Source organism: Vibrio penaeicida, assembly GCF_019977755.1.
Classification (GTDB): domain Bacteria; phylum Pseudomonadota; class Gammaproteobacteria; order Enterobacterales; family Vibrionaceae; genus Vibrio; species Vibrio penaeicida.
The window spans coordinates 172,595-197,674 of record NZ_AP025144.1 but is presented as its reverse complement, the minus strand read 5'-3'; the positions used below and the strand labels follow the sequence as shown (position 1 = coordinate 197,674).

The window sequence follows — 25,080 nt, the reverse complement described above, 5'->3', positions numbered from 1 at the left end:
AAATCACCGCAGGTAGAAAGAATCAAACAGACGAAAGCCGGGAATAATGATTCCCGGCTTTTTATTTGGTTTAGCGTTGCTTTACCGCAAACTTAAAGCACATCGATTACAGCTTGCTCCAAGCATCATTCCAAGCCCAGCCTGTACCTGGTGCGTATGCCCCACCAGCCGAGCACCAAAGTCCGCCAGGGAACCCTAGGCATTGGTAACGATTGCCATCTTCAGCCAGAACCACTGTACCAAATGTGTAGCTGCCAATATTTTGTGGGTATACGTGATCATAGTTGCCACCTCCACCACCAGCCGTTGTAGCATCTGCACTCACATTTGCTTGGTACGTGCTTGTACCTTGATCCGTTGAGAAGGAAAGCTGCGCCTTCGCTAGACCCGCTTGAGTTGCACCAAATTCGACAGCGACCTGACAGCTTTGGTTTGCAGTCAACGTTGTTTGAGAACAGGTATCACGACCAACAACTACTGAGGTAGCGACACCGGACGCTACCGCGCGGACGTTGTTCAAAGTAAACGACTGTGTGCCGTTATTTTTAATACTAAACGTATGAGATTTCGTTTCACCGACTTTAAACGAAGACAATGTCTGGTTCTTGGTGTATCCAACGGCGTAGCTGCCGCCAGGGTTAGAGGTAATGACCGTATCTAGCCAGCTGCGTAAGGCAGCAATATCACTATAAACGCCATACTTACCAGGACGCGCACAACCAATACCCCAACTTACAATACCCAACTGAGTTATCACACCAGAACGATTGACAACAATTGGACCACCACTATCACCCTGACAAGAATCCTTACCACCAGCAGAGAAACCAGCACAGAATGCAACATTGCCTACATTGGTGTAGCTTCCACCAGCTGCTCGACACGTCGCATCGGAAATCAGAGGAACGTCAACAGATTGTAGCTTATAAGGCGAGCTGCCTCCTTCAGAGGTACGACCAAGCCCTGCAACACTTAATGTATCACCAATACCTGCATACTGACTCAAAGAACCATCCGCTATCTCTACCTTCACAGCAGACGGGAGATCATTGGTCAATTTCAAAACGGCGATATCGTTTGTAAACGTACGTTTGTCGTAGTTAGGGTGCATGTAAATCTTACTAACGTTAGCGCGCTGACCATCTGTTCCGTTGTAGATGAATCCACCGACTTTAACAGCAATACCAGATGGCGAGTCCCCGTCTACACAGTGCGCAGCAGTTAGTACGTAACCATCACCTAAGTAGCTCGCACCACAGTAAGAACGGTTTCCGTAACGTGAAACAATTTGGGTATAGAATCCCCAGTCAGCAGTATTTGCGTTACCACCACCAACAATGCGTGGTGAAATTTCAAAACTGGCGCCTTGTACTTCTGCGCCTATGGATGCCATAGGTGCAAGCATGGCTGTGACTAGGGCCATATTCCTTGTTATTTTCAAAATATTATCCTCATATTTTTTGTGTAATGCCGCTCTTTGTTATCTGGCGACGTTGTATACACAAGCACGTTTTTTGAAAAAACCAAGGCATGAATAGAGGAAAAAACCCAGACTGCGACCACAATTTCACCAACAGGTAACTAACTTGTTTATCAGTGAATTTTTCTTGGTTGAATAGCCTTCAATTACAGGGTAGGAGACTGTAATTGAAAGCTATTTTAATCATGAGTTTTGAGAGGTCAACTCAAATATTGAGCGTATAAAAAAGAAAGGTTGAGCTACTTATGAGCCAATAGAATCGAATTCCATGGCAGTTCCTCATCACCTAAAACAATAAAATTAGGATTTTCTAATGTTTCTCTTTCATTGTAAGAAAGCGGTTCTAATTTAGTGCTGAGAATGCGACCACCCGCTTCACTGACAATGCACTGTGTCGCGGCAGTATCCCATTCTCCAGTTGGACCTAATCTTAGGTAGCAATCTACTGCCCCTTCTGCCACTAAGCAGGCTTTAAGTGCTGCTGACCCTAACGGTACTAAGTCAAAATTCCAAGATGGGCACAACTTACTGGTAATGCTATTGATGTCTTGACGGCGACTAATGGCAATCGCTAAAGATTGGCTTTCGCTGTGATGGCGATGCGTTTCAATCGCCACACTTTCGTCCATATCTGGAATTTTCCAAGCGCCTTTCCCTTTGTAGGCATAATAAGTGACGCCCGAAACTGGCGCATATACCACACCCATAACGGGTTCGTTGTCTTCAACTAGAGCAATAATAGTGGCGAAATCGCCACTGCGTGCAATGAATTCCTGAGTCCCATCTAAAGGGTCGACGAGCCAGTAACGGCTCCATTGACACCGTTTTTCAAGGCTGATATCCGAATCTTCTTCCGACAAAACAGGAATATCGGGAGTCAATTCAGTCAGCCGCTCAAGGATCAGTTTGTGCGCGGCAATATCTGCACTCGTAACCGGTGTAGCATCCGATTTGGTGTATTCTTCGTATTGTTTGTTTTCGTAGATATCATGTATGAGCTGACCAGCACTGCGGGCAACCGTGATAACTGAAGGGATAAGGTGAGAAAGATCTTCCGCCATAGGGCATTTCCTTACTCAGACGTGTTTAAATACCGCTGAGCTAACATCAGTGCAGTAATACTGCGGGCTTCACAAAAATCCAGATGGGTCAGCAGCTCATCAGCTTGCTGTAATGGCCAACGTACCAATTCTAGAGGTTCTGGCTCATCCCCTTCCAGTGATTCTGAATACAGGTCGCGTGCCAGAAACAACGTCATCTTACTTGAGAAGTAAGATGGAGCCAGCACCACCTCTTTAAGAGGGGTTAATTCTGTCGCTCCGTATCCAATTTCTTCTTTTAATTCTCGGTTTGCTGCCTCAATAGGCAACTCACCAGGATCCACTAAACCTTTAGGGAACCCGAGCTCATAGCGCTCTGTACCTGCTGCGTATTCACGGATTAAAAGTAAGTCCCCTTGCTCCGTTACAGGCACAATCATGACCGCTGAACGGCCACTAGGCTTCATTCGCTCATAGATTCGCTCTTCTCCGTTTGAAAAACGTAAATCCAGCGACTCTATAGTAAATAGTTTAGATTGGGCGACCGTTTTTGTAGCTAAAATTTGTGGCTTTTTTTCACTTGCCATAACCTTTCCTTAAAAATCTGACCCAATCATTAGCATGGAACAATATATCATCAAAAATAATCAACTGTTGGCATTTCGAGATTGATTTTTGTTCGTATTAGCTCAATCTACACTCAAACCATCTCCAAATACAGGGCGCAGAGCTAACAACTTGAAGTGGTTTAAGTATAACGTTATCAATAACAAAATGGCCCAGCAATGCTGAGCCATTTTAATTCATCTAATCGCCTCTATAGACGCCCAGAGTACTGAAAGGGAAACTGACCTTTGTTATTCGGGTTGCCCAGCCAATTCAGCTGACTCCCCATCGATTGAGGGAATTCGGCTCCAGGCTTGAACCATGCATTCACACTGTATTGCTGGTCAGGCGTTAAGTTTGCATCAAACGCGCTCGTCACCTGAGCATGTTTCTGCTCGCCTTTTGCAGTCAATTTATTATCTTGGCATGCCAAGTCAGAAGTGACTTCACCCAAGATAAGACTGCCTAGTGGTGTGCCTAGCGTGCCACCATTCCAAGCCAAATTACCCGTTGCACTTTCACACCATGGCTGAGCATATTGGAACTCTTTAATCGCTAGTTCAAATTGCCCCTCTACCTGAACTGGAGCGGGAATCTGCGCGAATCCTAATATTTTTTCAGCAGGCATCGACGCAAAAATGCTGTGACCATAAAGCCCGCCAAAGCCCATACCCAGAGCACCTTTACCGTGTAATTGGAGCTCACTACCACGACCAAACCGCACTTGATATTCAGCCTTGCCAGTCAGTAGGGCTGAAGGTTGAAAGTCCCAGCTAAGCTGACCAAAATTTTGACCTTGCCACGTTAACTTAGACGCTTGTCCACGCCACAACGTTCCAGACAGACTTCCCACGCCTAATCCCTGAATTTTGGGAGCATATTGATACACAAATGCAACTGGCATGTGCACAACAAGGCTTACGATGAGCACTAAAACAAAAACGGACACATACCCAATTATACGCTTCAAGTTAACTGCCTCTTTTTAGCTGTAATCGGTTTACTTCAACTTGACCAGTAGTTTCTGTACGAGTGATATCAAGAAATTCCACTTCGATACCATGTTGTTCACGTAAATCAGCAAGCCAAGAGACTAACTGATTAAATGGCACTGGTTGAACCCATACTTGCAAGCTTTCGCTACGTGGCTGCATTCGAATAAGTTCAATTTGATATCGTCGCGTGGTCGAAGAAACAACTTGATTAAGTGGTTGCCCAGATACATTCACACTTCCACCCGATACTGCTCTGAGCGTCGTAATGGAGTTCGCACTTTTTGTTACCCAATCTAAAAGCTGCTTTTCACTAGCGATTTTAGTCTGTGCTGTATCCGCTCTTTCATTTAGCGGCGCAATGCCGCCCCAATATATAGCAAATGCCAGCACCAAAAAGCTGCAACCAGCCATTAAACGCTGCTCTCTTTGCGATATGGATTGCCACCATGCATTAACTTTATTCATGGTTTTCTCCTAATCACGTAGCTGCCAAACACTTCGCTGCCACTTCTATTCAACTGACCTTGCTCAACCTCAAATTGTTGCGCGAGATCCGCTCGTGCTGTTTCGAAGGTTTGAAAATCTTTACTTTTCGCTTGAATACGAATTTCGTTTCTAGCACCGTCGTATTTCACACTTAAGACGTCAATAGCACCATTTTTTTTCAAGGCTTGTGGCAACTGAGCCAACCAAACCAACATGGATTCATCGCCTCCACCTCCGGACAAACGAGACTCCTCATCACGCATTTGTCTTTTTAGGTAACTGACGGTCGGAATTTTTCGCTTATTCGGAAATACTTGACGGAAAATACGCTCGCTTTCCGCTCGATACTCTGCTGCTTGTGCTTCAAATGCATTCACTTGAAGTACATTTTGTGTGGTCAGTACACCTAATAAAAGCACCGCTGCAATGGCGGCTTTTTGCCACACTTTCCAGTGTTTAGTTAGAGAAGATGATGGCTTAAAGCTCCCCGTAAGAAGGTTTACTTTCGATGCCAGTGCGCCTTGCGTAAGCAGCGACATTGCTAGTTCAGCGTCTTCAGCTTTCCATTGACCTGGAAGTTGTTCGTGATCTTCCGGCAAAGGGCTATAACTGGATACGGCTTTTTCTTGAAGCGTCTCTTCGTCTAAAGGCACTTCTGGATCGTCATCTTGATTTGAAACCAAACTAAATGGTTCAGATGGCAGTAATGAAAGCCACTCATTTTGGAGAGTAAACCCAGAATGAGCTCCGCTACGGAATAGCCACTGATTGTTAATTTGGAGTGCGCTTATCTCACTGTCTTGCCAAGGCAGTGCAAGACAGTCAGGCATTATTTGCCTAACGTTAATATGGTGCTCGCGTAGATCACTTAATAGGTTATCTAAAAATTGACGATCTACAGCGGCAACATCGGCTTTTGCACCTCGTTTAGCCAACACAGAAAAGTGCAACTCATCAACATCTTGCGCAACATCATCTTCGACCAAAAACGGTAACATGGTGTTTAGCTGTCGCGCTCCACCTGCAGGTATATCTACTTCTTTAAGCAGCACATCACTGCTAGACAACAACACAATGGTCGGGCGTTGGGTGGCATAACTCGCTATGTCACCCAGTTGATCGCGGTGACTCAGATCACCACTTGCGATCACCTCTTGCTGACTCGGAGACCAAACCAGCCACTGTATTGGGGCGTCTACCTGACTACTTACTCTTACGGTCAGAAACTCGCTCACTGATTCCTCCAAAACTACGACGGACGACCGTCGCTTGTTTTCTATCCTTACTGTAGAGCAGGCTACGTATCCTGACCCTTGATTCATCGACCATCACTTGAGCATCCAGCTCAAAGTATCGGCTGTCTACTGCAATATGCGCCTGTGCTTCCTTACGCACTTTTTCTTCAATTCCGTTAATGACTGGCTCTGACATAAAACTGTCTATGCTGTCCCACCCATCAAATTTTCGATTGGCGATAAGCTCTTTGGCGTTGCTGCTGCTTAAGTGCGGCTGGAATAAGGCTGCCAAAATGTCTGCCTGATCTTCGGAAATTGTATTTACGTTGAGTTTCCACTCGTTGGTAGGTAATGCACATACTAAAGGGGACAATTTATCCATAATAGGCGCACTTACCTGCTGGATCGCTCTTAACTCTGAGCGATCTGCTAAAAATCCATTCGCAGTCAAATAAGGAGGCTGAAACCCCTCATAAGTACTGTCTTCTGCGCCATAACTTGTGAGTACATTGGCATCATTATCAACAAAATCCCAACTGGAATCCGCGATCACTTCTGCGGTATAGGGTTCAACGTCTTGTTGCTCAATAATGTTTTGCCACACCTTAACAAGAAACGGCTTCTGGGCAGTTTCTACCCGAGCTTTAACACTGGTCAATACATTGATGTTAAAGCACGCCTGCATGTCAACCAACTTACCTTTGGCTGTGCCATAATCCAGTGGGTATGTCTGTTCTTTTAACGCCCATGGCTGGCTGAGGTTGATTGTTTCATTATCTTTGTAGCTTTGTTCTATACCGACTTTAGCTAACGCTTCAACACCAAGGCTATACCAATACGCTTGCTGATGATTGACCTGATTACCCGCTCGATGAAAATTGATGAACAAGCGCTCAGACATCGATGCCGCTATTGCCGTCATGACAGCCAGCAAGAGCAATACTACGATTAAAGCCACACCAGATTGGGAGGAACGCTTAACCATTATTTCCTCCGCCAGAATTTTCTCCCTCAGACCCTTGTTGCTGCTTGGGAGTAACAATAGAAAGTTCACCGCCAGGCGTCAGATACACTCGCTCTATTTCGCCGTAATCTTTCAATGTTAGTGTTATCGCAATCGCAGCAGGTAATGCTCTAGGCTTAGTCCATTCCTCTTTCCATTCACCATTTTCGTAAAACGTTACGGAAAAGGCTTCAACATCTTCCAAAATTGGACGAGATAAAGGTAACTGACCTGCTGGGGTGTCTGAGTATCGCCACCATACCCTCTCAAGCTTTTCTTCACGGATTCGATACCCTACTTTTGTGACTTCCCCTCTAGGGAAAACACTTTGCGGGTTTTGCCACCCTAATCGGTTAAAAATAATGCCTTTATCATCAGATTCTAAGACATAGTCTCCGTAACTTAACAAGGTTTCAGACGGCGATTCTCCGTTGGTTCTCATCTGGCGTAACGCCATCTGTCTGAAATCGTTATCCATCCAGATAAGCGCTCTCTGCATAGTTTGCAGGCGCTCTGTTTTTTCAATCGACTGCGCGTTGCTCAACTGTACCTGATTAACAACTTGATACGCTGCCATGCTTAAGCTGGCAAATACCGCGATCGCCACCAGCACTTCAATGAGAGTAAATCCTGATGCTTTATGGTGACGCATAACTTCTCACCGTCACTATGGCACTTTTGCCATCTGCCTCTTTAGAAACAGACACATCGAAAGCGCTGATAACACCATTGTCAGTTGGCACGGGTTTAACCAACCAGTACCATGTCTGTCCCGCCAATTCTTCTTTGCCTTTCTGTTCTTTTTTTGGCGCTTTACCAAGCAGAGCTTTTGCCATTTGGTTGTCCGCTACCATGGCAGCAAACATTTTTTCCTCTAGATAGCCGAGCGTATTGATATGCTGAGTGACCGCCCTCACCACACTGATGGCAGCCGTTGCAAAAATAGCGAGTGCTACCAGCACTTCTATCAAGGTCATACCACGAGTGCGATGGGCGCTTGGCCTATTCATCTTCATCGCGCTCTCCTGGTCTGAATATACTTATAAACCCATTATCGGCGGCTTTAATACGCCATCCATCTTGAAATTCATCCCCAACGTTGGGATAAAATGCAACTTGAAAAGGGGTTATCTCACCACTTGAAAGAACCATTACTTGAGGCGGAGGTGATTGCTTTTTCTTTTCTTCATCGGCGAACATCTCCTCATCAAACAGACTTCCTGGCTCAAACAAGCGATCATCGTCGCCCCATTCATCACTGCCCAATTGCAAAGATATCGCAAATTCAGCTTCTAAATCCGACTCTGAGTAGTACCGATTTTCCGCCATTTTTTCCCAACCTTCATTGGTGAGCGTTACAAATCGATACTGCCCTTTGTCTTCATCAAACCAAACACCAAAATCCTTTCCATTCAACATGGCATCTTCATTAAGAAGCTGTAAGCGCTGAGAAAATCGCTGAGCATGTTCCTCAAGCCGATCATCACTTGAAGACGGCAGCGTCGTAATAACCGCTACCGCACTGAGTGACAAGAGCACTAAAACCAACATGATTTCTATTAATGTAAAGCCACGTTGTTTATTCATGCGTATTCGCTTACTACCAAATGAAAAATGGGAAGCCAGTAAAATTACTGGTAGTCCTGCATGTTCCAGTTACCAATGTCGGCTTGAACACCTTCACCACCCTCTTGACCATCAGCACCTAACGTAAAGACGTCGATTGTGCCGTTATCACCTGGGCTCAGATATTGATATTCATTACCCCAAGGATCGTTAGGTAGGCGTCGGATGTACCCGCCATCGCGGTAGTTACGCGGCTCTGGTGAAGCTGATGGTTTAGAAACCAACGCTTCCAACCCCTGATCCGTTGATGGATAAACACTGTTATCCAACTTGTACATATCTAAAGCATTTTCTAGAGCGACAATGTCAGTAATGGCTTTCTGTTGGTCAGCTGTTTCTTTGTTACCTAATAAGTTAGGTACAACGAAACTCGCCAGAATACCCAAAATGACAACCACAACCATGACTTCTAATAGCGTAAAGCCAGACTGCTTTTTATTACTTCTGTTATGCATATTTCCTCCAAAATGCGCGCTGTAATCATTCTACACGCACGTTACATTCCGACATTCAACTTGCTTAAAGTCGATTTCAATTCATGGAACCGCTTTAAGCACAAATAAAACAAAATAAATTAAGACACACGCCTTCGTTAACTCGATTCTTATTTACCTGACACCAAATTGTTGAGCTCTAATAATGGCATCAGCGTCGCCACCACAATGAACAAAACAATGCCGGCCATGCAAACAATCAATAGTGGTTCAAATACCCCTAATGCCATGTTGACCTGAGATTCAAAATCTCGGTCTTGGTTGTCCGCAGCACGAGTCAACATTTGCTCAAGCTCACCACTTTGCTCTCCACTGGCGATCATATGCAACATCATGGGTGGGAAAAGACGAGTTTGTTCCAAGGATTTTCTTAAACTTGCCCCTTCTCGGACCTTATCCGCTGCCAACAAAACTTGCTCTTTGACAAATTGATTGCTCATTACGTCTGCTGCGACTTTCATACCGTCCAATAAGGGAATGGCGCTGGACGTACAAATCGACAGTGTGCGTGCAAAACGAGAGGTATTAAGACCGCGTGCTACTTTGCCAATAACAGGTAATCCGAGGATCCAACGATCCCACTTTAAGCGAATAGACGGTTTTCGCAGCGCAGCTTGAAACAACACAATGCTGACCAGGGTCACCACAACCAAAACCACGCCCCAGTTCAGAACAAAGTTACTTGCCAGTAATAAGAATTCGGTGGATGCAGGCAGCTTTTGTCCCATTTGAACAAATTGGTCGACAATTTTAGGAACCACGGTCGCGAGAAGAAAAGCGATAACAGAGACAGCGATCAACGTCAGCATGACGGGGTAAATCATCGCTTGTTGAAGCTTAGATCGCATCTTCTGACGGTTTTCTGCGTAGTCGGCAAGGCGATCTAGCACCGTATCTAAATGCCCTGATTTCTCACCCGCAGCTACCATCGCTCGGAAAAGGTCATCAAACACATGTGGGTAATCACCTAAGCTGTCTGAAAGCGTATACCCTTCAACAACTCGAGAGCGAACTGCCACCATCATGGTGCGAATATGCGCTTTTTCGGTTTGTTCCGCGACGGCTTTCAAACATTCTTCTAGGGGCATTCCTGCCTGAACGAGTGTTGATAGTTGACGAGTCAGTAATGCTAAATCGTTGGTACTGATCCCACGCTTAAAAGAGAAACCAGACGAAGAGGCTTTCGCTTCTTTTACTTTTGTTTCAATCACTTCAACAGGAATCAAGCCTTGTTCTTTTAACTTTTGACGAACTTGGCGTGCGTTATCCCCTTCGATAACACCTTTTTTCTGTTTTCCCTTAGCATCCAGAGCTTTATATTCAAATGCCGCCATTATACTTCCTTGGTCACGCGCATGACTTCTTCAAGCGTCGTTTTCCCTTGGCGGACCTTACTCAAACCATCATCACGAATACTTGGTGTGGCACCACGTACATGTTTTTCAATGGCTTGTTCTCCGGCTTCACTATGAATAAGCTCTTGAACGTCATCATCGATAACCAACAATTCATGGATACCAGTACGTCCACGATATCCCTTAAAGTTGCACGATTCACAACCACAGGCTTTGTACAACGTAAGGGGCTCAGCTTCTGTCAGATTAAACAGCTTTTTCTGCTCTTTATCTGCTTCATATGGCTTCTTACAATCAGGACAAAGGGTACGAACCAATCGCTGTGCAAGGACGCCCAGTAGAGAAGACGAAATCAAGAACGGTTCGATACCCATATCACGCAATCGCGTAATCGCACCTACTGCTGTATTGGTGTGTAAAGTCGACATCACTAAGTGACCCGTTAACGATGCTTGAACACCAATTTGGGCAGTCTCTAAGTCACGTATTTCCCCGACCATCACCACATCGGGATCCTGACGAAGAATTGCACGTAAGCCACGGGCAAACGTCATGTCTACTTTCGGGTTTACCTGAGTCTGACCGATACCGTCGATATCAAATTCAATCGGATCTTCCACCGTTAAGATATTGCTTTCGGTGCTGTTCAGCTCTTGAAGACCCGCATACAAGGTGGTGGATTTACCTGAACCCGTAGGACCAGTAACCAAAATGATACCGTGAGGACGTTTGATCAGAGTTTGGAAGCCGTCATGATTGCGAGGCGTCATACCAAGGCTATGTAAATCAAGGCGAGTCGCGTTTTTATCAAGAAGACGCATCACCACACGCTCACCGTGTGATGATGGCATAGTCGACACACGAACATCGACCGCTCGTCCACCTATTCGCAGTGAAATTCGACCATCTTGCGGAACTCGCTTCTCTGCAATATCCAATTTCGCCATAACTTTAACGCGAGAAACAAGCAACGGTGCTAGCTTTCTGCTTGGTGCGAGAACTTCACGCAAAACGCCATCCACACGGAAACGAATGGAAAGGGATTTTTCGAAGGTTTCGATATGAATATCCGACGCGCCTTCTTTGATCGCTTCACCGAGCATAGCGTTAATCAGTTTGATGATTGGCGCATCGTCTTCTGATTCCAACAAGTCTTCATTTTGTGGCAGCTCTTCAGCCAACGAAAAGAAGTCGTCGTTGTCGGCACCGATATCTTCCATTAACTGACGCGCTTCAGAAGAGTCTCGTTGATACAACTCTGTTAACTTACTCTCAAAGTCTTGAGCGGCAAGAGCAACAGGGGTGAATGATTTTTTCACCACTCGACGTACTTCAGTGAGTACGTCAAGTGCTAAAGGTTCTACATAATAAAGGCTAGGTAAAGCACCCGGCTGAGTGGCGACTTCCATCGCCACTTTATGTCGGTTAGCAAAAGCAAAAGGTAAGCGAACAAAGCCTTCAGAAACGACCAGCGTATCCGCCATTATTTTGCCTCCAGCTGCTCAATGAATGCTCGCAACTCTTCAGGGTGGCGAATATCTTCACCATACTTAGGAAGCACAGGAACAAATTCATCATTCAGTAACTTCAAGCCTTCTTCAGCTTTGAGAAGTTGCTCGGCACGAATGTAGTTGTATTTGCGCTGGCTAATACCATCGGCCGTTACGCCATCTCGAATAATGGTTGGCTTGATAAAGACCATCAGGTTTTTCTTCGATACTTTTGTACTGGTTGATTTAAACAAATGCCCTAAGATTGGAATGTCACCGAGCAATGGCACTTTCGCTTCACTTTCTAAAGCACGTTCGTCAATCAAACCACCTAGTACCAACATTTGACCATCTTGAATCATCACCGACGTATTAAGTTGACGCTTAGCGAATCGTACATCGACCGCTCCATCTGCACCCAATACATTCGACACTTCTTGTTCAATGGTCAATTGAACTGAGTCGCCTTCGTTGATTTGCGGAACCACTTTCAGTTTGATACCGACTTCTTTTCGTTCAACCGTGCTGAATGGGTTGTCATTATTAGAGCCAGTAGCAGAACCAGTCAAAACAGGCACTTCTTCACCAACAACAAATGACGCTTCACCGTTATCCATCACCGTAATGCTTGGAGAAGAAAGAATATTCGAATTGGAATCACTTGAAACAGCGCTCACTAACGCAGTCCAATCACCCGCGATAAAACTAAGCGCGGCACCATTCACACCGCCAAGCGCCTTAGCCAAAGTGTCGTAGCTACCCTTAGTGGTGGTCGTTTCATTTCGCAAAAACTCGCCGTCGGAGTTATAAACCGCTTTTGTCTCAGTGGTATCTTTAGCTTCTTCCAAGCCAACCATAACACTGCCTATAGACGCACCAGAATTCGCAAACTGTACAGCAGCACCTGTACTTAAGTTACCCCACTGAACACCAAGGTTAGCGCCATCGCCTTCATCTAACTCCACGATCATCGCTTCGATAAGCACTTGCGCACGGCGAATGTCTAATTGGGAAATCACATCTTCGATGGCACGCATAATATCTGGCGGAGCCGTTACGACTAATGCATTGGTACCAACGTGAGCAGAGATCATGACTTCGTTACGTGCTTTCGCACCACCGCCACCTTGAGCTCCGCCTTGCTTTTCAGCTTGCAGATTATCGGAAACACCTTTCAGCACATCAACAAGGTCTTCCGCTTTAGCATACTTAAGGTAAACCACTCGGTTGTTGCCTTTGGTTGCCATTTCTACATCCAACTGCATGATAAGCTTGCGTAGGCGTTTACGAACCTGCGGGTCACCCGATATAAGAATCGAGTTAGTGCGCTCATCCGCCACTAGTTTAGGTTCTAAGAAAGCGGGAGTATTTTTTTGAGCCGTCGATTTGTTCAATGCCTCAACAATACGAACCATTTCCGCTGCAGATGCATTTCTAAGCTCTACAACTTCGATTTCTTTGTCACCTGCACGGTCAACACGCTCGATAATTTCAGCAAGGCGGTTAACAACCGCCGCACGACCTGTGATCAATATGATATTCGCAGGATCATAGTGCACGACGTTACCCGCACCCGCATTGTCATTTAGCTGACGTAATAATGGAGAAAGTTCTCTTACGGATACATTTCGTACTGCCACAACTCGCGTGATAACGGCATCGCCTTGTACACGAGTCTCGTCTCCAACAACAGGGATAGCAGCCGTCTTGGCATCTTTATCACGTACGATCTTAAGTACGCCATTTTCCATTTCTACTGCAGCAAAGCCGTATACTTCCAAAACATTTAGGAAAAAGTGGTAGTACTGCTCTTCATTCAACACGTCATAACTTCGAACATCGATTTTTCCTCGAATTGCCGGATCGACAATGATGGTTTTTTCGAGGTTACGTCCAACAATATTGATGAACTCTTTAATATCGGTTCCCTTGAAACTGGCACTAAACTCACTTGCCACCAATGCTGGTGACCATGCAAGGCTACCAGCAAGCAACCAGGTTCCTTTGTTTAACCACTGTTTCACGTGATACTCCCACTCATACCCCAACGCAGTTCTGCGTCGGTTTTAAAACTCAATAAAGATTTCGTGCCTTTGACCGTCGCGCTCGACTGTCAGGTTCAATTCCGTCATATCAGATATACTTTGCCACACTTTTCCCATGGCAGAAGGGTCACTCAGATCCGCTCCATTAAGTTGCGTCGCGATATCACCTTCTTTTAACCCAACCGCATCAAACAAATCTCTTTGGCTACCAGGTCCTACTCTATACCCTACGATATCGCCTTCTCTTCTGACCTGAGAAAGACGAATGTATTGCATTATTTGCTGAGGGTTTTGAGAAATTTCGCGTCTGATCTGCTCAATCTCGTTAACACCTGGAAAGCTTCCGACATTTGAATCGGATGTTGGCGGTGGTTCTGATGCATTTTGTTGTGCCAGTTTGCTGTATTCGACACCTTCTAGCATCAAAGTTTCATCCTGCCCCTGATTATCGATAATTACGCGATCAACCAATACCCCTTTAAGTGAAGCGCGCGTGCCTTCAATCTGCTCACCAATACCATACGTTTGTTGTTGGCCTCGGTTAGCAATGACTGCCAAACTGCTGTCTATTGAAGAGCTTGCAACCACTCCAACCAAAACCAAACTCAATCGAGTCTTGGGTGCGTCTTTCACGACAGGCTTTGGCTTAGGTTTTGCCACTGGTTTATCAGAATAACGACCGAATAGATGGGCATCGAGCAAAGAAGCGATAGCATCACCCGACGCTGCTTCGATAGATCCAGGAACAGCCTGTGTAGCCACTGTTGTCGGCGACCAGCGGGTAACGCCGCTGTCTTGAGGAATTAATTGCCAACTAAGCTGCCCGACAATCCAAGCAGAGATGGCAATCAGCAATAATGTCAACCAGGCACTCAGCTTTCCTTGTTGTTTGACGATAAACGCCAGAAAAGCGGTGAACTTCTGATCTAATTGATATTTTTGCACCACCGAAGATGACATGTATCATGCGCTCCCTGTATTAAAACTTCAGATATGTTAAGGCAGTCTGATAAATAAAAGTCAAAGCCTACACAAAGGCTTGCGCATTGTCATATAAATTGATGGATACCAAATATCGTTCTTATAAAGATTAGCAACAATTCACATTAACAGACTTTAGACTGATTACGTTTCATCCCATTTTAGGTTGAAAACCCTCATACTCGTCACCATTGTGTAAATAATGAGGCAAGTCAATCATTAGAGACACGAATTTACTATGAGTTCAAATACTGCCACGGTTAGGCTCGACAAATGGCTTTGGGCCGCTCGTTTCTACAAAACGCGATCTATCGCACGGAATATGGTTGATGGAGGAAAAGTCCATTATAATGGTCAACGTTCCAAGCCGAGCAAAATTGTCGAACTTGGTGCAACCATATTGCTGAGACAAGGGCATGAAGAGAAAACGGTGATCATTGAAAAGATATCCGATCAACGTCGCGGCGCTCCAGAAGCTCAACTGCTTTACCGAGAAACCGAAGACAGCCTTCTTAAACGTGAAGACAATGCACAAAAAAGAAAGCTGAATACCCTGTACAGCCCAAGCCCGGAAAGACGCCCGGATAAAAAACAGCGTCGAGACATCATAAAGTTCAAGAATCAATAAATGCTGGAGCTCCTCGCATGGCAAACAACCAATTGCATCGCTACTTATTTGAAAATTTATCCGTTCGTGGCGAATTGGTACAACTGGATAGTACGTACCAAGAAATCATTTCAAGCAAGGAATACCCAGTACCGGTTAAAAATCTGTTGGGTGAGCTTCTCGTTGCCACAACGCTGCTAACTGCGACTCTAAAGTTCGAAGGGTCTATCACACTCCAATTGCAGGGTGATGGCCCTGTTCCGTTAGTTGTGATCAATGGCGATCATGACCAGAAAGTTCGCGGAGTAGCTCGCTGGGAAGGCGATCTAGCCGATGACGCAACGCTACATCAATTGATAGGCAAAGGTCACCTCGTGATCACCATTGCTCCTAAGCAAGGCGAACGTTACCAAGGTGTGGTCGGTCTAGAAGGGGAAACGTTGTCAGAAGTTCTTGAAGTGTATTTTGAACGCTCTGAACAGCTTCAAACTCGCCTATGGTTCCGCCTTGGTGAACATGAAGGTAAAGCACATGCAGCAGGTATGTTGTTGCAAACCATGCCAGATGGCACTGGTTCAGCGAATGATTTTGAACACCTAGAGCAACTCACCGACACGGTGAAAAATGAAGAGTTGTTTGGATTGCCCGCTAACGATGTACTTTATCGTCTTTATAACCAAGAGAAAGTACAACTGTTTAAAGCACAGCCAGTCGAGTTTTTCTGCGGCTGTTCGCGTGAAAGAAGTGGCGCTGCCATTATCACAGTTTCACGAGATGAAATTAATGACATTTTAGCGACTGAAGGATCCGTTTCTTTACATTGTGATTACTGCGGCACGGATTACTCGTTTAACGAAGATGACGTATCTGAGCTTTATGAGCAAGCCACTGACAGCAACGATACCCTTCACTAATCCATTATTTTTCACGCTTTAATAAGCACCTAGAATACTTTCTAAAAGCCAGCTCAATGCTGGCTTTTTTAATGCCTTTTCGCTACTAAAACACACATTTATATCACCGTACGCTATACTTATTTTTGTCAAAGTATTAATCCTTTTGATCTAGCGCAAAGGATTGCGCGAGCGATAAAATGAGCAAGCCAAACTGTGACAAGAGTGTAAAAACCCCACTCACCTCAGGGATAAAATATTCAACAAGACCTGAGATGAGAGTTGCTCAAAGTTGCCAAAGTGGTGAGCAGAAAACTATAAATAATTACAAAACCCCTACAATTTATACCCTACAAGGAGCACCTATGACCGTTATGGAACATACAAAGGCTGCACACATCGATCTTACCCGACACGGAATCACTGGCGTGACTGAGGTTTTGCGTAACCCAAGTTATGAGCAGTTGTTTGAAGAAGAAACACGCCCAGAGCTTGAAGGCTACGAAAAAGGTACAGTTACAGAACTTGGTGCCGTTGCTGTCGACACTGGTATTTTTACTGGTCGCTCACCGAAAGATAAATACATCGTTAAAGACGAGACGACCAAAGACACTCTGTGGTGGTCTGATCAAGGGAAAAATGACAATAAGCCAATTACCCAAGAAACATGGACTGAGCTAAGAGATTTGGTGACGGATCAGCTTTCAGGTAAGCGTCTTTTTGTAATTGATGGTTTTTGCGGTGCCAACCCTGATACTCGCTTAAGCGTTCGAATCATTACAGAAGTTGCATGGCAGGCCCACTTCGTAAAAAACATGTTCATTCGTCCTACTGATGAAGAACTTGCCTCGTTCGAACCGGATTTTGTTGTTATGAATGGAGCGAAGACAACCAATCCTAATTGGGAAGCCCAAGGTCTGAACTCCGAGAACTTCGTCGCTTTCAACCTTACAGAGCGTGTGCAAATCATCGGAGGCACATGGTATGGCGGTGAAATGAAGAAAGGGATGTTTGCCGTAATGAACTACCTTCTTCCTTTGCAAGGTATCGCTTCAATGCACTGCAGCGCTAACGTTGGCAAAGAAGGGGATGTCGCTGTGTTCTTCGGTTTATCAGGAACAGGTAAAACGACTTTATCAACCGACCCGAAACGCGAACTTATTGGGGACGATGAACACGGCTGGGACGATGACGGTATCTTCAATTTTGAAGGAGGCTGTTACGCCAAAACGATTCGTCTATCCAAAGAAGCGGAACCCGATATTTTTAACGCTATTCGCCGTGATGCTTTGCTGGAAAACGTAACCGTTCGCGCTGATGGCTCTATCGATTTTGATGATGGCTCTAAGACTGAAAACACACGTGTTTCTTACCCAATACACCACATCGATAATATTGTTAAACCAGTCTCGAAAGCAGGTCACGCGCAGAAAGTTATTTTCCTTACTGCTGATGCTTTTGGGGTTCTTCCTCCAGTATCGAAGCTAACTCCAGAGCAAACGAAGTATCACTTCTTGTCTGGGTTCACAGCAAAACTGGCAGGTACAGAGCGCGGTATCACAGAACCTACACCAACGTTCTCTGCTGCATTTGGCGCTGCATTCTTAACATTGCACCCAACTCAGTACGCTGAAGTGCTGGTGAAACGTATGGAAGCTGCTGGAGCGGAAGCTTACCTCGTCAACACTGGTTGGAATGGAACAGGCAAACGCATCTCGATTCAAGACACTCGCGGAATCATCGATGCGATTCTAGATGGCTCGATTGACCACGCAGATACGAAAGTCATCCCAGTCTTCAACCTTGAAGTGCCAACTGCTTTACATGGTGTTGATACCGGCATTCTTGATCCTCGTGACACCTACACCGATCCACTTCAGTGGGATAGCAAAGCCGAGGATTTAGCCAACCGCTTTATCAATAACTTTGCCCAATACACAGACAATGATGAAGGTAAGTCATTAGTTGCGGCGGGTCCTCAACTCAGTTAATGCTTACGAAAGTGGATTAAAGTAGCAAATCCATTACCAAGCCCCTCTTTCGAGGGGCTTTTTATTGAATCCAATCGATAATTGAGCCAATCTGAAAGCTGGATTGAGAAATTTGGAACAAGGAAGATGAGAAAAGCCTCCACGGTTGTGGTTTTATTCTTACTGCTGATCGTTGTTTCAGTGCTGGCATTATTTGGCAGCCTGCATACCCGCTATGCTACGTCGGTGGTGAATTTCATTGCCAATCAAGTGAGTAACCTCACTATCCAAATAGAAAACGTGGAGTATCAATCCCCATATCAATTAACACTTCATGGTGTTGAGCTTTCAACGCAGCCTGAACCCATGTTCATCGAAACAGCAAATATCTGGCTCGACCCTGAAATCTTTAATGGCACAAAAATCAGTATTGCGAGTTTGCAGCTCAGTGGGATGCAACTACAAAAGGGCGTACCCAACATTCGCCCACTTTCTTTTGTTAAAGTGCACCAAATTGCCGTGGACAACCTCGATTTCTCCAACCAAGAATGGATCGTAAGAGGGCTTAAATTCCAGATAAAACAGCCCGTTGTTAGCGATCATCCTGTATGGCGTTGGTATGGCGAAATTCAATTGAGCGCCGATCAAATCTATTGGCAAAATGAAGCTTTCAATCATACGTTGTTAGACGCCGATATTTTTGCAGACAGTAAGAAGATATATGGCCTGTCCTTCAGCTGGCGCGGAGGAACACTATCTGGTCAAGCCGAATGGAAAGACGGGCGTTGGAGCGTCGTTAACGCCGCGCTGAATGAGCTGACAGTAACTAAAAACGATTGGAAAACCCTCAAGAAATTCAAATGGGCAAGTACCGACAGCTCTGAGATTGCCATAAAGCGCTTAGATGTACTGCGTAGCGATTTGGAATTCCCTTCTTTCGCGATGGTTCAGGCAGATATGACACTGGAAGACATTCGCTTTCCCTTCGGATTATGGAAACAGCCCTCTGGCTCGATTTCACTCAATGCTGAAAGCATTGATTATGCCGATCAACTGTGGCTAGAACCCGCTCTTGAAGCCAGCTTTTCACCTGATCTTATTACGGTGCACAGTGCCAATCTTGGAATGGATCAAGGCTATATCCAGGTTAATGGCGAGTTTACTCCTGATACTTGGCATTTAGCGCAACTTAACTTAACGGGTATTGAATGGCATACCGACAGCGAGCTGTCACTGACGCCTTTTAAAGAACAAATCGACCGTCTCGCCAATCTGACCATTGACCAGCTTTCCGTAAAACGTGCGCAGTATATTGACCTAGAGTCAGAGCCAAAACGCCAGATCTCCGGACTAAATATTCAGGGAAATCAATTGGATGTACTTAGAAATGGTCAAGTTGGCTTATGGCAAGGGCGACTAGCATTAACAGCAAACAGTGCCAACTTTGGAAAATTGATTGGCTCTCAATTACTTGTAGAAGCTCATGCCAATGCTGGAATCAGTTATCTGGATAAAGTCATCATCCCAGTTAATGATGGACTGATTCGCGCGCAAGGACAGTGGGATTATCGTCAACACAGCCGTCCGTGGGCGCTCAAATTCCAAGGTGATGGTATTCCGATAGAGACACTTCAGTACGTTCACCCACTGCCTCTCGACTTGTCGGGCCTGACTGACACCCAATTTGAGCTCTCGGGGTTGTCTGGTGACACGGCTTCATTCAATCACAGCGTTTCAGGCTTCATTTCGACCCAATTTCGCGACCTGACGACCGCTTCTCACTTCGCTGCATTGATGGATCCTAGTATCCCTCTTGAGCTATCAAAGAAAGAACCTGAGCCCGTTTCTGTGTCTGACTTTATTATTGATGTCGATCGAGGAAGAATCACAATGCAAGAATCGCGCATTCAAGGAGGAGACTTTGCCGGTTCGATACATGGAAATGTTGATTTGGTGAATGCGGATAAGGGAAACATTACGCTCATGTTAAAAGGGGAATGTGGAGAGTGGATGTATCAACCACTCTCTAGTGCTCCGATTACACGAGAAGACTGTCAAACACTAGAAAAACTCATACCTTAGCATTCCCTAGCGCCCTAGCATTCCCTGATAATTAGGCAGAAGCATGTACGTGCCAGTAAACTCCACAGCCGCATGTTCGCCGCTGTAAATCGTCACATTAATGACGACACGTGCTTTACGCCCAGCGGCTAACCTGTCTAAGTCACCACTGATTCCATCGAGCGACGTTGCTGCAATTGGGCTTTGTTCAACGGCATGGCAGTAACGTATACGACTGTCCACCAGCACAATGTCTGCTTCCAACTCACGCTCTTTCATCAAGAGCCAAGTCATCCCCCACCCCGTTAGTGTCGCTAAAGTAAACGCTGAACCAGCAAACAAGGTGTTGTGAGGGTTTAAATTAGGGTTTAGCTGAGCACTGCATTCAAAACGGTAGCCCGTGTATTGATTGATCTTAATGCCCATTTTGTCACTAATAGGGATTTGGCTTTCCCAGCGATCTTGCAATTCTGCACACCACTCCGGACGTCGCAATACATTCGCCAATGGATCCAGCGATTTCACCATTTGTTGGTGACGCATAGGACCACGTTCGTCATTGAGTTCACCTTGGCTTTCAAAGCCATTTTTCTCGTAGAAGGCAATCGCGTCTTCACGTGCATTACACACTAAGCGCTTAACCCCTTCTTGGCGAGCAAACGACTCCAACGCCACCATAACTAGCGATCCAATACCTTTACTTCGGCGATTCGGTTTCACCGCCATGTAGCGGATCTGACCTTCATTATCAGGCGTAATGTACAAACGCCCAATAGCCATCGGACGACCTTTACCGTCGACGATCATTCTGTGATGGCTAAGTTCATCGTATTCATCCCTTTCCGAACCGACAGGCAAACGCCAAGGTTCACGCAGCATTTGCCAGCGAAAGTGGTAGTACTTATTCAGCTGGTTCGCTGTTTTTGGGGTGACTAGTTTAAACATGAGATTCCTTTGCTCGTTAGCACTCTTTCAGAGATCGAAAGCTTGTATGCAGTTTGAAAGCTTATACGGATATTTGAAGCTTGGTCTTGCTGACTAAACTTGTAGCCAGAAAGTCACTGGTCCATCATTGACCAAAGACACTTTCATATCAGCGCCAAATCGTCCTCTCTCTGTACTGATTTTTTCGGCGCATCGATCAGAGAAATAATCGTACAAACGCTCCGCCTCGACGGGATGGGCACCTTTAGAGAAGCCCGGGCGTGTCCCCTTTTTCGTGTCCGCCGGTAATGTAAATTGAGACACGACTAAAACACTTCCGTTCACTTCTTGGACATTCAGATTCATTTTTCCCTGATCATCTTCAAAAATTCGGTAGGTTAGAACACGTTCCATCAGGCGTTTCGCCTTGGCTTCGTCGTCTTCTCTTTCAACACCAAGCAGGATAAGAATCCCTTTATTGATCTCGCCAACTGCAGTGCCATCAACATGGACTGCAGCCTCACTGACTCTTTGAATTAAGGCGATCATCCGTCGCTTCCTTGTTGTTCTTCTTTATTTTCGAGCTCGGTACTGTACCACATTTCTCGCTCTCCAAGGCTTGCTGTCACTTCTGCTCCTACCAGAACAATCAACCAACACAAGTAAACCCAAACAAAAAGAATCGGTATAGCAGCTAATGCACCGTAAATAAGCTGGTAAGACGGGAACTGAGTAATATACATAGCAAAACCTTTTTTACTCAGTTCAAATAGTATGGCAGCCACGAGAGCGCCTAGCGCTGCGTCTTTCAACATTACCTTCTTGTTTGGCACCAACATGTATAGCCCCATAAATGCACAAAAAGATAAAATAAAAGGCAACCAACTCAACAATTCGGAGTACACCGTCGATATAGTCTCGCTTTCAATCAAATTAAGAGACGTCACATAAGACGTGGCGGCAATAGAAGTGCCAACAAGAATCGGCCCTAGTGTTAACACCATCCAGTACATTGAAAACGAATACACACGGCGACGCTTTTTTTCTACACGCCAAATATAGTTTAAGTTTTTATCGATATTGGAAATCAGCATCAAGGCAGCCACAAACAGAAAACCGCCACCAACCGCGGTCATTTTGCCAGTATTAGCAACAAAGTCATTCAGTGCTGACTTCACTGCTGCTCCGGCTGCTGGCACGAAGTTAGTAATCACAAACTCCTGAAGAACGTCCCCTGCATTGGCAAACACCGGAAATTTAGAAAGCACCGAAAGCAATACTGTCAACATAGGGACAAGCGACAATAGCGTGATGTACGCCATGTACCCAGCACTTACGGTTAAACGGTCATGTCCCATGCGCCCAAGTAGATAACGGAAAAATTGTTGAGAATGTACGGCGATCTCTTCGAACTTCAACTTGTATCTCCTTGTTAAGTCGTCCATAGTTCTTTCAATTCTATACGAAAAGGAAATCCAAATGCGTTTTGTTTTTGCTATGGCTATGTCTTTATTTTTTATTACTGGATGCCAATCAACGTATTATTCAGCGATGGAGAAAGTGGGTGTTCACAAACGCGACATCATGGTCGATAGGGTGGAAGATGCCAGAACCGCACAACAAGAAGCCCAAGAGGAATTTTCGAGTGCACTTGAAGCCCTTTCTGCCTTAACGCAATTTGATGGCGGCGATTTGGAATCGATGTATAAGAAAATCGACGCCAAGTATGAAGACAGCGTAGATGCAGCTGAAGCGGTTTCTAGTCGAATCAGTTCCATTGAAGATGTGTCGGATGCCCTTTTTGAGGAATGGGAAGAAGAGCTCACCCTATACACTAGCAGTAAACTTCGCCGCGACAGTGAGTCCAAACTCAAGCAAACCAAGGCGTCATACAATACCATGCTACGTGCCATGAAGCGGGCAGAGAAAAAAATGACGCCTGTGCTCAACACCTTACAAGACAACACACTCTATTTAAAGCATAACTTGAATGCGAGTGCCATTGGGTCACTGCAAGGCGAGTTTATGAGTTTAGAGAAAGACATTGAAGTGGCGATCAAAGAGATGAAATCCGCCATAGCAGAATCGGATAAATTTTTGGCGAAGCTTAAATAGGCCGAACTCTACAGAGCCTTCGTTCGGTACTGATAAAAGCCATATAGACTCAAAACACCAAAAAGGGGCATCAAGCCCCTTTTGTTTATTCAAATATTCGAGTTTCTCTAAATCACGCGTGAAAATTGCTGCTGACGTGCCTTATCTCGTAGGTATTTATCGAAGCACATACAGATGTTTCGAATCAACAGGCGACCGCGCAACGTGACGCGAATTTCGGTATCATCCACTTCGACCAACCTGTCATCCACAAAAGTTTGCAACAGTTCTAAGTCTTCTTTGAAGTAGCGATTAAACTCAACATCAAATTCATTTTCAATGAACGTTTTATCCAGCTTAAAGTTGCAGATTAGCTGTTTTATGACTTCACGTCTCAGCAGGTCATCAGAATCCAACGATACGCCCTTCCAAAGCGCATGACGCAGTTCATTAACTTGGGCATAGTATTTCTTCAGCTCTTTTTGATTCTGAGCGTAGCTGTCTCCAATCATAGAAATCGCAGACACTCCAAATCCCACTAAATCGCAATCGCCTTGCGTGGTATAGCCTTGGAAATTACGGTGCAGAATGCCTTCGCGTTGTGCGACTGCAAGCTCGTCTTCTGGTTGCGCAAAGTGGTCCATTCCAATGAATTGGTAACCTGCGCCCGTCAATGTACCTATGGTATCTTGAAGAATCGCCATCTTCTCACTTGGCGCAGGTAAGTCAGCGTCTTTGATTTTACGCTGCGCGGCGAATAGCTGAGGCATGTGGGCATAGTTAAACACCGACAAACGACCCGGTTGCATTTTCAGCACTTGCTCTAACGTTTTCGCAAAAGAAGCTTGAGTTTGCTTGGGTAAACCGTAAATCAAATCCAGATTGGTAGAGCGAAAACCAAGCTGTTTGGCTTTTTCAACCATGTCGATGATAAATTGCTCATCTTGCTCACGATTAACCAGTTTTTGTACTTCTTTATCAAAGTCTTGAACACCAATACTTAAACGGTTAAACCCTTCAGCACGCAGGTGATCAAGCATATTCAGCTCAATCTCTCTTGGATCAACTTCGATACTGATTTCAGCACTCGCATCAAATTGAAACTCTTCACGAAGCAGAGACATCAAACGTGATATTTGGGTCTTATCAAGGAAGGTTGGTGTCCCCCCTCCAAAATGCAATTGCGTCACATGGCGATGGTGAAGCAAGGAAGCACGTTGTCGAATTTCATGTTCTAGTACATCTAGGTATTCATCCGCTTTATGCTGATGACGTGTGATCACCTTATTGCAACCACAGTAGTAGCAAAGCTTGTGGCAAAACGGAATATGCACGTACAGTGACAATGGGCGCTCTGGGTATTGTGCGCAGGCCATATCGAATTCAGCAATGGTATAGGCTTCATGAAATTCCAACGCAGTTGGATAAGAAGTGTATCTCGGCCCTGAGTAATTGTATTTATCTAATACAGTTTGATCCCAAACAATTTGCTCACTCGACATTGTTTTGTGACTCGACATCGCTTTGTGCTTCCGGTTTAGTGCTTAGGGGCGTATTTTGCCATATCACAATGATAGTGACGGTATACGCTGTCGGATTTAATAATAGAAATGTTCAGAAGTGCTAGTGAGATCACTCGCACTCTGAGATCGATCCCAGAACATGATCTGGGTCGATCCATATAATGATAAATAA

General features: G+C 45.2%; 24 protein-coding genes. 5 read left to right on the top strand and 19 right to left on the bottom strand.

Annotation, left to right across the window (positions count from 1 at the left end; genetic code table 11):
• Window positions 1–106: 106 nt before the first annotated feature.
• The 15 genes from LDO37_RS00900 to gspC all read right to left on the bottom strand — a co-directional run bounded on the left by LDO37_RS00900 (window position 107) and on the right by gspC (window position 14,815).
• Window positions 107–1,405 (bottom strand): serine protease, encoded by a 1,299-nt coding sequence (locus LDO37_RS00900; RefSeq protein WP_126606129.1) that lies wholly within the window; start codon window positions 1,403–1,405, stop codon window positions 107–109.
• A gap of 314 nt (window positions 1,406–1,719) precedes the next feature.
• A complete protein-coding gene (cysQ, locus tag LDO37_RS00895; RefSeq protein WP_101114523.1) occupies window positions 1,720–2,541 on the bottom strand; it encodes a 3'(2'),5'-bisphosphate nucleotidase CysQ in 822 nt (273 codons plus the stop codon).
• Window positions 2,542–2,552: 11 nt separating this feature from the next.
• Complete coding sequence (nudE, locus tag LDO37_RS00890) at window positions 2,553–3,107, bottom strand: ADP compounds hydrolase NudE (RefSeq protein ID WP_101114524.1); 555 nt, start codon at window positions 3,105–3,107, stop codon at window positions 2,553–2,555.
• A 230-nt stretch (window positions 3,108–3,337) separates the two neighbouring features.
• Entirely contained in the window at window positions 3,338–4,096 is a 759-nt protein-coding gene (locus tag LDO37_RS00885; protein WP_126606119.1) for a type II secretion system protein N, read from the bottom strand.
• Between the two features lies 1 nt (window position 4,097).
• Entirely contained in the window at window positions 4,098–4,586 is a 489-nt protein-coding gene (locus LDO37_RS00880) for a type II secretion system protein M (protein WP_126606118.1), read from the bottom strand.
• Entirely contained in the window at window positions 4,583–5,842 is a 1,260-nt protein-coding gene (gspL, locus tag LDO37_RS00875; RefSeq protein WP_126606117.1) for a type II secretion system protein GspL, read from the bottom strand. The genes LDO37_RS00880 and gspL overlap by 4 nt, the downstream gene beginning before the upstream one ends.
• Entirely contained in the window at window positions 5,811–6,827 is a 1,017-nt protein-coding gene (gene gspK, locus LDO37_RS00870) for a type II secretion system minor pseudopilin GspK (RefSeq protein ID WP_126606116.1), read from the bottom strand. The genes gspL and gspK overlap by 32 nt, the downstream gene beginning before the upstream one ends.
• Window positions 6,820–7,497 carry a type II secretion system minor pseudopilin GspJ gene (gspJ, locus tag LDO37_RS00865; RefSeq protein ID WP_101114529.1) on the bottom strand — a complete coding sequence of 226 codons (678 nt, stop codon included), beginning with the start codon at window positions 7,495–7,497 and terminating at the stop codon, window positions 6,820–6,822. The genes gspK and gspJ overlap by 8 nt, the downstream gene beginning before the upstream one ends.
• On the bottom strand, window positions 7,484–7,861 hold the full coding sequence (gspI, locus tag LDO37_RS00860) for a type II secretion system minor pseudopilin GspI (RefSeq protein WP_126606115.1): 378 nt from the start codon (window positions 7,859–7,861) through the stop codon (window positions 7,484–7,486). Before gspI ends, gspJ begins: the two co-directional genes overlap by 14 nt.
• Window positions 7,848–8,432 (bottom strand): type II secretion system minor pseudopilin GspH, encoded by a 585-nt coding sequence (gene gspH, locus LDO37_RS00855; protein ID WP_101114531.1) that lies wholly within the window; start codon window positions 8,430–8,432, stop codon window positions 7,848–7,850. The genes gspI and gspH overlap by 14 nt, the downstream gene beginning before the upstream one ends.
• 44 nt (window positions 8,433–8,476) lie before the next feature.
• Complete coding sequence (gspG, locus tag LDO37_RS00850) at window positions 8,477–8,926, bottom strand: type II secretion system major pseudopilin GspG (protein WP_126606114.1); 450 nt, start codon at window positions 8,924–8,926, stop codon at window positions 8,477–8,479.
• 149 nt (window positions 8,927–9,075) lie between these two features.
• Complete coding sequence (gene gspF / locus LDO37_RS00845; RefSeq protein WP_126606113.1) at window positions 9,076–10,299, bottom strand: type II secretion system inner membrane protein GspF; 1,224 nt, start codon at window positions 10,297–10,299, stop codon at window positions 9,076–9,078.
• Window positions 10,299–11,804, bottom strand: coding sequence for a type II secretion system ATPase GspE (gene gspE, locus LDO37_RS00840; protein WP_126606112.1), 1,506 nt, complete (start codon window positions 11,802–11,804; stop codon window positions 10,299–10,301). Before gspE ends, gspF begins: the two co-directional genes overlap by 1 nt.
• The gene (gene gspD / locus LDO37_RS00835; protein WP_126606111.1) at window positions 11,804–13,834 is read right to left on the bottom strand and encodes a type II secretion system secretin GspD; all 2,031 of its coding nucleotides are present in this window, start codon (window positions 13,832–13,834) and stop codon (window positions 11,804–11,806) included. Before gspD ends, gspE begins: the two co-directional genes overlap by 1 nt.
• Before the next feature lie 42 nt (window positions 13,835–13,876).
• On the bottom strand, window positions 13,877–14,815 hold the full coding sequence (gspC, locus tag LDO37_RS00830; protein ID WP_126606110.1) for a type II secretion system protein GspC: 939 nt from the start codon (window positions 14,813–14,815) through the stop codon (window positions 13,877–13,879).
• A gap of 259 nt (window positions 14,816–15,074) precedes the next feature.
• Between gspC and hslR the strand changes: the two genes are divergently transcribed.
• The 4 genes from hslR (at window position 15,075) to LDO37_RS00810 (ending at window position 20,388) form a co-directional block, all read left to right on the top strand.
• On the top strand, window positions 15,075–15,464 hold the full coding sequence (gene hslR / locus LDO37_RS00825) for a ribosome-associated heat shock protein Hsp15 (RefSeq protein ID WP_101114537.1): 390 nt from the start codon (window positions 15,075–15,077) through the stop codon (window positions 15,462–15,464).
• 17 nt (window positions 15,465–15,481) lie between these two features.
• Window positions 15,482–16,357: an Hsp33 family molecular chaperone HslO gene (gene hslO, locus LDO37_RS00820; RefSeq protein WP_126606109.1), complete on the top strand. Its 876-nt coding sequence runs from the start codon at window positions 15,482–15,484 to the stop codon at window positions 16,355–16,357.
• Window positions 16,358–16,701: 344 nt separating this feature from the next.
• Window positions 16,702–18,327: a phosphoenolpyruvate carboxykinase (ATP) gene (pckA, locus tag LDO37_RS00815; RefSeq protein WP_126606108.1), complete on the top strand. Its 1,626-nt coding sequence runs from the start codon at window positions 16,702–16,704 to the stop codon at window positions 18,325–18,327.
• A 126-nt stretch (window positions 18,328–18,453) separates the two neighbouring features.
• Window positions 18,454–20,388 (top strand): AsmA family protein, encoded by a 1,935-nt coding sequence (locus LDO37_RS00810; RefSeq protein WP_126606107.1) that lies wholly within the window; start codon window positions 18,454–18,456, stop codon window positions 20,386–20,388.
• Window positions 20,389–20,394: 6 nt separating this feature from the next.
• Here LDO37_RS00810 and LDO37_RS00805 read toward each other — a convergent pair whose 3' ends face one another.
• The 3 genes from LDO37_RS00805 to LDO37_RS00795 all read right to left on the bottom strand — a co-directional run bounded on the left by LDO37_RS00805 (window position 20,395) and on the right by LDO37_RS00795 (window position 22,736).
• A complete protein-coding gene (locus LDO37_RS00805; protein ID WP_101114541.1) occupies window positions 20,395–21,312 on the bottom strand; it encodes a bifunctional GNAT family N-acetyltransferase/hotdog fold thioesterase in 918 nt (305 codons plus the stop codon).
• A 93-nt stretch (window positions 21,313–21,405) separates the two neighbouring features.
• Window positions 21,406–21,840, bottom strand: coding sequence for a D-aminoacyl-tRNA deacylase (gene dtd, locus LDO37_RS00800; RefSeq protein ID WP_126606106.1), 435 nt, complete (start codon window positions 21,838–21,840; stop codon window positions 21,406–21,408).
• Window positions 21,837–22,736: a virulence factor BrkB family protein gene (locus LDO37_RS00795; RefSeq protein WP_126606105.1), complete on the bottom strand. Its 900-nt coding sequence runs from the start codon at window positions 22,734–22,736 to the stop codon at window positions 21,837–21,839. Before LDO37_RS00795 ends, dtd begins: the two co-directional genes overlap by 4 nt.
• Before the next feature lie 34 nt (window positions 22,737–22,770).
• On the opposite strand from LDO37_RS00795, the gene LDO37_RS00790 reads away from it, so the two are divergent.
• A complete protein-coding gene (locus tag LDO37_RS00790) occupies window positions 22,771–23,406 on the top strand; it encodes a DUF2959 domain-containing protein (protein WP_126606104.1) in 636 nt (211 codons plus the stop codon).
• A 107-nt stretch (window positions 23,407–23,513) separates the two neighbouring features.
• On the opposite strand, the gene hemN is transcribed toward LDO37_RS00790, so the two are convergent.
• The gene (gene hemN, locus LDO37_RS00785; protein ID WP_399481183.1) at window positions 23,514–24,887 is read right to left on the bottom strand and encodes an oxygen-independent coproporphyrinogen III oxidase; all 1,374 of its coding nucleotides are present in this window, start codon (window positions 24,885–24,887) and stop codon (window positions 23,514–23,516) included.
• Between the last annotated feature and the right edge of the window lie 193 nt (window positions 24,888–25,080).

Bases quoted from the DNA above. Each gene is read 5' to 3' on its own strand.
- LDO37_RS00900 (WP_126606129.1), bottom strand. From the start codon at position 1,405: ATGCTTGCACCTATGGCATCCATAGGCGCAGAAGTACAAGGCGCCAGT.
- cysQ (WP_101114523.1), bottom strand. From the start codon at position 2,541: ATGGCGGAAGATCTTTCTCACCTTATCCCTTCAGTTATCACGGTTGCC.
- nudE (WP_101114524.1), bottom strand. From the start codon at position 3,107: ATGGCAAGTGAAAAAAAGCCACAAATTTTAGCTACAAAAACGGTCGCC.
- LDO37_RS00880 (WP_126606118.1), bottom strand. From the start codon at position 4,586: ATGAATAAAGTTAATGCATGGTGGCAATCCATATCGCAAAGAGAGCAG.
- gspK (WP_126606116.1), bottom strand. From the start codon at position 6,827: ATGGTTAAGCGTTCCTCCCAATCTGGTGTGGCTTTAATCGTAGTATTG.
- gspJ (WP_101114529.1), bottom strand. From the start codon at position 7,497: ATGCGTCACCATAAAGCATCAGGATTTACTCTCATTGAAGTGCTGGTG.
- gspI (WP_126606115.1), bottom strand. From the start codon at position 7,861: ATGAAGATGAATAGGCCAAGCGCCCATCGCACTCGTGGTATGACCTTG.
- gspH (WP_101114531.1), bottom strand. From the start codon at position 8,432: ATGAATAAACAACGTGGCTTTACATTAATAGAAATCATGTTGGTTTTA.
- gspG (WP_126606114.1), bottom strand. From the start codon at position 8,926: ATGCATAACAGAAGTAATAAAAAGCAGTCTGGCTTTACGCTATTAGAA.
- gspF (WP_126606113.1), bottom strand. From the start codon at position 10,299: ATGGCGGCATTTGAATATAAAGCTCTGGATGCTAAGGGAAAACAGAAA.
- gspE (WP_126606112.1), bottom strand. From the start codon at position 11,804: ATGGCGGATACGCTGGTCGTTTCTGAAGGCTTTGTTCGCTTACCTTTT.
- gspC (WP_126606110.1), bottom strand. From the start codon at position 14,815: ATGTCATCTTCGGTGGTGCAAAAATATCAATTAGATCAGAAGTTCACC.
- hslR (WP_101114537.1), top strand. From the start codon at position 15,075: ATGAGTTCAAATACTGCCACGGTTAGGCTCGACAAATGGCTTTGGGCC.
- hslO (WP_126606109.1), top strand. From the start codon at position 15,482: ATGGCAAACAACCAATTGCATCGCTACTTATTTGAAAATTTATCCGTT.
- pckA (WP_126606108.1), top strand. From the start codon at position 16,702: ATGACCGTTATGGAACATACAAAGGCTGCACACATCGATCTTACCCGA.
- LDO37_RS00810 (WP_126606107.1), top strand. From the start codon at position 18,454: ATGAGAAAAGCCTCCACGGTTGTGGTTTTATTCTTACTGCTGATCGTT.
- LDO37_RS00805 (WP_101114541.1), bottom strand. From the start codon at position 21,312: ATGTTTAAACTAGTCACCCCAAAAACAGCGAACCAGCTGAATAAGTAC.
- dtd (WP_126606106.1), bottom strand. From the start codon at position 21,840: ATGATCGCCTTAATTCAAAGAGTCAGTGAGGCTGCAGTCCATGTTGAT.
- LDO37_RS00795 (WP_126606105.1), bottom strand. From the start codon at position 22,736: ATGGACGACTTAACAAGGAGATACAAGTTGAAGTTCGAAGAGATCGCC.
- LDO37_RS00790 (WP_126606104.1), top strand. From the start codon at position 22,771: ATGCGTTTTGTTTTTGCTATGGCTATGTCTTTATTTTTTATTACTGGA.
- hemN (WP_399481183.1), bottom strand. From the start codon at position 24,887: ATGTCGAGTGAGCAAATTGTTTGGGATCAAACTGTATTAGATAAATAC.